This is a genomic window from Thermosulfurimonas dismutans, assembly GCF_001652585.1.
Classification (GTDB): Bacteria; Desulfobacterota; Thermodesulfobacteria; order Thermodesulfobacteriales; family Thermodesulfobacteriaceae; genus Thermosulfurimonas; species Thermosulfurimonas dismutans.
The window spans coordinates 1-817 of record NZ_LWLG01000046.1; the positions used below are offsets into that span (position 1 = coordinate 1).

The 817-nt window shown below is 46.5% G+C and carries 3 protein-coding genes; all 3 read right to left on the reverse strand.

Features of this window, described 5'->3' with window-relative positions; all coding sequences use genetic code 11:
- A partial coding sequence (locus TDIS_RS10645; protein ID WP_167348297.1) for a 4Fe-4S binding protein occupies window positions 1–185 on the reverse strand: 185 nt, incomplete at its 3' end.
- Window positions 186–437 carry a chaperone NapD gene (locus TDIS_RS10650; protein ID WP_068671864.1) on the reverse strand — a complete coding sequence of 84 codons (252 nt, stop codon included), beginning with the start codon at window positions 435–437 and terminating at the stop codon, window positions 186–188.
- Window positions 434–817, reverse strand: a 384-nt coding sequence (locus tag TDIS_RS10655) for a transporter associated domain-containing protein (RefSeq protein WP_208595712.1), incomplete at its 5' end; no start/stop codon positions are given. The genes TDIS_RS10655 and TDIS_RS10650, both read right to left, overlap by 4 nt.

Here is an 817-nt window from a genome sequence, read left to right on the forward strand (position 1 = left end):
CTCCTATAAGGACAACTCTCGGCACAGCGCCCACATCGAATACAACGAGAAGCAAAAAAATCCTCGGGGATGGCTCCTGGAGGCCTTAACACGTTAGTTTTAATCGGAGAAGATGTAAATTCTCCCGGAGCACATCCTACTAAAATTCCCGTGGCCAAAAATTTTAAAAACAATCTCCGATCCATTTACTCCTTCCAAGGCCTCTCTGGGACGTATTCTCCTTTCTCTATTCGTTCAACCTCGTCTTCCACATTGAAATAAGCTACATTAACCGAAAGCACCCCTTCTATCTTTTTAGGCCATTCCTTTACTTCTTTTTCCATTTCCTCAAAAGTATCCCCTTCATAAACCACTACCATTTCTCCCTTATCGTTCCAGCCGTGTATCTCCAATCCGGAAACTTTAGAAAGGGAAGATTTTACTTCTTCCAATTTCACGGCAAGCGCCCCAACTTGTCGGTAATAAGACCGGCCAGAGTCTCAAAATCTCCCCGGGGAAGTTCTATCTTCAAGACCCTTTCGATTTCTTCAATAGGGGTTTCAGGATTCACATGGTACCAGCCCTCGCGATCCTCTGGAAACCCGATCCTTTTTACCGGAAAGAGAAACTCAAGGAGATCCTTGAGACGGATCATACCGGAAAGACTACCGAGTTCATCTATCACCAGGGCCACGGATTCGCCCCGATCACGGAAACCCTTGAGGGCCTCCCGCACCTTAAGGCTTTCAGGAATTACGTAGGCCAAACGCACAAGTTCTTTGAGACGAAAGTCTTGTCCGAAATGAGATGCCAGGTCCTTTAAGGACACAACCCCTAG